The 4,865-nt window shown below is 72.0% G+C and carries 3 protein-coding genes; all 3 read right to left on the reverse strand.

Features of this window, described 5'->3' with window-relative positions:
* Positions 1-174: 174 nt before the first annotated feature.
* Positions 175-2,307, reverse strand: a complete 2,133-nt coding sequence (gene ligA, locus IJH84_RS09615) for an NAD-dependent DNA ligase LigA (RefSeq protein ID WP_295142877.1) — start codon at positions 2,305-2,307, stop codon at positions 175-177.
* Between the two features lie 337 nt (positions 2,308-2,644).
* On the reverse strand, positions 2,645-3,376 hold the full coding sequence (locus tag IJH84_RS09620) for a hypothetical protein (protein ID WP_295142922.1): 732 nt from the start codon (positions 3,374-3,376) through the stop codon (positions 2,645-2,647).
* A gap of 156 nt (positions 3,377-3,532) precedes the next feature.
* On the reverse strand, positions 3,533-4,579 hold the full coding sequence (locus IJH84_RS09625; protein WP_295142874.1) for a DUF6461 domain-containing protein: 1,047 nt from the start codon (positions 4,577-4,579) through the stop codon (positions 3,533-3,535).
* Positions 4,580-4,865 lie beyond the last annotated feature (286 nt).

Here is a 4,865-nt window from a genome sequence, read left to right on the forward strand (position 1 = left end):
CACGCGTTCCTGCTGATGACCGGGCTGATGCTCGCCACAGCGCTCGCCACGGCGATGCTGCCGAGAACGGAGCGCACCGAAGCGGTGGCGAGCTGAGCGTTGGGTTCGAGAAGCGGCGCCAGCCGGTTGCGATGTGCTCAGCCCGGCCACCGGCGCGAACTCCCCGAGCAGCTCCTAGTCCTGCTTCGGTTCGCCGACGTCGAGAGCGGCCTCGGCCGCGGCGTCCGGGCCCTGCTCGAGCAGGACGGTGAAGCCTTCCTCGTCCAGCACCGGAACCTTGTGCTGCACCGCCTTGTCGTACTTGGACCCCGGGTTGTCGCCCGCGACGACGAACGCGGTCTTCTTCGACACCGACCCGGCCGCGCGGCCGCCGCGGGCCATGATGAGTTCCTTGGCCTCGTCCCGGGAATAGACGTTCAGCGAACCCGTGACCACAATGGACAGACCGGTGAGCGTGCGGGGCACCGACTCGTCGCGCTCATCGGCCATCCGCACCCCGGCTTCGCGCCACTTGCGCACGACCTCGCGGTGCCAGTCCACTTCGAACCACTCGCGCACCGCGCCCGCGATCGTGGGGCCGACGCCGTCGACCGCGGCGATGTCCTCCTCCGCGGCCTGCTCGATCCGCTCCATGGAGCCGAATTCGCGGGCCAGCGCCTGCGCCGCGGTCGGTCCCACGTGCCGGATGGACAGCGCCACCAGCACCCGCCACAACGGCTTGCGCTTGGCCGCCTCCAGGTTCCCCAGCAGTTTCGCGCCGTTCGCGGAGAGGTTGCCCTCCTTGGTCCGGAACAGGTCGGTGGCCAGCAACTTCTGCTCGTCGAGGTGGAACACGTCGCCCTCGTCGACCAGCGCGCCGGCACCCAGCAGCGCGACCGCCGACTCGTAGCCCAGCACCTCGATGTCGAAGGCGCCGCGCCCGGCCAGGTGGAACAACCGCTCGCGCAGCTGCGCCGGGCAGGAGCGGGCGTTCGGACAGCGGATGTCCACGTCGCTCTCCTTCTGCCTGCGCAGCGCGGTGCCGCACTCCGGGCACTCGGTGGGCATCACGAACTCGCGCTCGCGGCCGTCGCGGACGTCCACGACCGGGCTGAGCACCTCCGGGATCACGTCGCCCGCCTTGCGGATCACCACCCGGTCGCCGATCAGCACGCCCTTGCGGCGCACCTCGTCGGAGTTGTGCAGCGTGGCCATGGACACCGTCGAACCGGCGACCTGCACCGGCTCCATCTCCGCGTACGGGGTGACCCGGCCGGTGCGGCCCACGTTGACCTTGATGTCGCGCAGCACCGTGGTGGCCTGCTCCGGCGGGTACTTGTAGGCGATCGACCAGCGCGGGGCGCGGGAGGTGGTGCCGAGCCTGCGCTGCAGCGAGACCTCGTCGACCTTGACCACCACGCCGTCGATCTCGTGCTCGGCGGTGTCCCGGTTCTCGCCCCAGTAGCCGATGAGCCGCACGATCTCGTCCACTGTGGACAACACTTGGGTGTGCCGGGAGACCGGCAGGCCCCACGCCTTCAACGCGGCGTAGGACTCGGACTGCCTGCTCGGCTCGAAACCCTCGCGCTTGCCGAGGCCGTGGCAGATCAGCCGAAGCGGACGGGTGCGCGTCACCCGCGGATCCTTCTGCCGCAGCGAACCCGCCGCCGCGTTGCGCGGGTTGGCGAACGGCGCCTTGCCGGACTCGACCAGGGCGGCGTTGAGGTCGGCGAACTCCGAGACGCGGAAGTACACCTCGCCCCGGACCTCCACCAGCGCCGGCACCGGGAAATCGGCGGTGCCGGTGAGCCGGTCCGGCACGTCGGCCATGGTGCGCACGTTGAGCGTGACGTCCTCGCCGGTGCGCCCGTCGCCGCGGGTCAGCGCGCGTTCCAGGCGGCCGTCCCGGTAGAGCAGGTTGATCGCCAGCCCGTCGATCTTGAGCTCGCACAGGTAGTGCGCGTCCGCGCCGACCTCGCGCTCCACCCGGTCCACCCAGGTGCGGAACTCCTCGGTATCGAAGGCGTTGTCCAGGCTGAGCATCCGCTCCAGGTGGTCAACGGCGTTGAACTCGGTGGCGAAGGTGCCGCCGACCATCTGCGTCGGCGAGTCCGGTGCGCGCAGCGCCGGGTGCTGCTGCTCCATGCGCTGCAGCTCGACGAACCGCTCGTCGAACTCCGAGTCGGCGATCGTCGGCGAGTCCAGCACGTAGTAGCGGAACTGGTGCCCGCGCACCTCCTCGACGAGGGCCTGGTAGCGCTCGCGCACATCCGCGGGCACGTCCTCGATGCCCTCGGTGCGCGCGGCTGCCGCGGGGTCGTCGGGCAGTTCGGTGGCGCGGTCGCCGTCGTCGGCCGGGTTCTGCTGGACGCTCTCGCCGGAGTCGGCACCGGCCCGCTTCTTGCTGGTCACGCCCGAAAGCCTAACCAGCCGTCCGGACCGTTCGCGCGGATCACCTCCGCTGCCGCCCGCCGGCGGGGCTACCCGGTGCTTTTCGGCGCGAACGGACCGCTGGACCGGCCAGGACGGGCGAACGGGACCGCTCGCGCCGGAAGAAGTTGCGCGGATCGGGCGGCGGTGCGGGCGTGTCGGCCGTCAGGGGTCGCTGAACGAACGGATCGGCGAGCGAACGGGTCGCCCGACTGGTCCGGGGCGACCGGGTCGCTCACTCCGAGCTGTTCGGGTCGTCGAGGCGACGGACCAGGTCGCGGAACTCCAGCAGGCCCACCGCCCCGGTCGGTTCCGCCTCGGCGGTCTCCACCCGGCCCAACCGGTCGGCGGCCAGCCGTTCGCCGAGCGCGGCGTCCAGCGGCAGGAACGTCAGCGCCGAACGCGCCTCGGACTCCAAACCGGCGAAACCGGGGTGGTAGACCGCCACGTCCACCAGCCCTTCGCCCTCGTCGACGCGCGCGAACACCCGCACCTCGTCGAGCGCGTAGCGCCGGTCGCGGAGGTTGACCGTCACCTGCGTCGGGTCCGGCACCGGCGGAACCGAGTCGTGGTACTCGAACAGGGCGTCGGCCTCCGGGGCGGCCGCCTTCCACGCGTCGGTGTAAGGCCGCAGCTCCGGATCGGCCTGCGCGCTGATCACCAGCGCGTACACCGCCTCTTCGCCTTGCTCGACGGAGAACGTGAGGTCCGGGTGCACGCCCGCGACGGCCTCGGCGAGCTGGTGGTCGAAGCGCTGCGGGGCGCCTTCGCCGAGGGCGGCGGCGACCTCCGGCAGCAGTTCTTCCCAGCGGCGCCAGAACTCATCGGCCTTCGCACGCGCATCGGCGGTGACTCCGGATTCCGGCGCGGTGTCGAGCGGTGCGGCGCCGGTCGACGTGCCATCGGCACCGGCTTCCGCGGCCTCGGCTGCGTCGGCATCGGCACGGCGGCGGCGCAGGAACCTCATCATGCGCTCATTGTGCAAGCCGCCGCCGCCCGCCGTGGCGATTCCCGCCGATCCGCATCGAGTCCGCGGCGGGCGCCCGCGCGGCTTCGTCAGCAGTGAACGGGCCGTTCGCCCGCTCCCATCGGTCCAGCGGTTCGCACTTCGGACGAGTGGGGGTCAGAACAGGGCGGCCGCGGCCAGGTCGGAGATGGTGGCCTGCTCCAGCCGGAGCCTGCGGGACTCGGCCAGCGTCCCGAGCAGGCCCGCCAGCGGATCGTCGTTGGTGGCCTGCCGCAGCACCTCCAGCGCGCGCACGCGGGCGCGGTCGGCGCTGGTGGCCGGACCGCGGTGCAACTCCCAGCGGCGCAGCCGCACGAGCTCACCGATCCGCCCGGCGTCGAACTCCGCGCCGGTTTCCAAGGCCCGCAACGTCTCGGTCACCTCGGGCCACTCGAACCCGTCGGCCACGTCCAGCACGTACCGCGCCACACCCACCGCGGCCCGCCCGCACCTCGACGACCCTGCGCGGCGGAGTTCGCTCAGCAGCGCCGCCGAATCCGGGTGCTCGGGCCAGATGCGCGCCAGCCCGACCTCGTCCAGCAGCTCCTCCGGGGAGGCGGGCAGGTCCTGCGGCCAGGGCGCGACGGGGTAGGTGAGGAAATCGCCTTCCAGCCACTCCGGGGTGAGCGGGCATCCGGTGATCCGGGCGGCGAGCGCGAGCATCAGCTCGACGCTGTTCTCACCCCGCTCCTCCGAGCCGCTGCCCGCCCACGGCAGCCCGGCGCGGATCTCCTCCAGCTCGTCCGGGGCGACGCCGAGCCGGTACTCCGGCATCAACGCCTCGAACGAGGTGCGCACCGCCCCGTCCACCGCGTGCGAGAACCGGGTGAGCCCGTTGACGTCCCAGAACGCCGACACCGCCGCGGTGCCCGCGCTGACGCGCCGCAGCACCTCGCGGCGGGTGCCCTGCAGCCCGCCGTCCTCGGCCACCAGCGTCCAGCCGTCCCCGGTGCGCAGGCCGATCACCGGGTAGCGGTCCTGGTGCGCGAACGCTTCCTCGCAGAACTCGTCGAAGTCGAGCTTCTGCACGTGCTCGGTGACCGCACCGAAGCCGCGCCCGACGCGGTCCGCGTCGACGCCGCGCACGAAGGTCAGGCAGGCGGCGTCCTGGATGGTGCTGCGGTGCACCCAGGAGAACCGCGCCACTTCGCCGGTGTTGGACACGACGTTTTTCCTACCACCGTTGAAACATCCGAGTGACCCGAACCGCATAAATTGATCTTGCATGATCGGTCCGCGGGAACCCCGAAGCGCATCCGACCGCGGGCCTCGGCGGCCGGATGACCTCGCAAGGCCCTCAGCGGTGCGCCTCCTCCTGGAAAACCTCGGTGAGATCCCGCACCAGCCCGAACGCCCGCCGCGCCCAGTCCGGCGTCGCCCCGGCGAGGCCGCAAGCGGGGCTCACCATGCTGCGCTCGATCAGCACCCGCGGCCCGAAACCGAGTCGTGC

This window comes from Saccharopolyspora sp. (assembly GCF_017434145.1).
GTDB classification, from domain to species: Bacteria; Actinomycetota; Actinomycetes; order Mycobacteriales; family Pseudonocardiaceae; genus Saccharopolyspora_C; species Saccharopolyspora_C galaxeae.

Coding starts and splice junctions, on each gene's coding strand:
- IJH84_RS09620 (WP_295142922.1), bottom strand. CDS start 3,376: ATGAGGTTCCTGCGCCGCCGCCGTGCCGATGCCGACGCAGCCGAGGCC.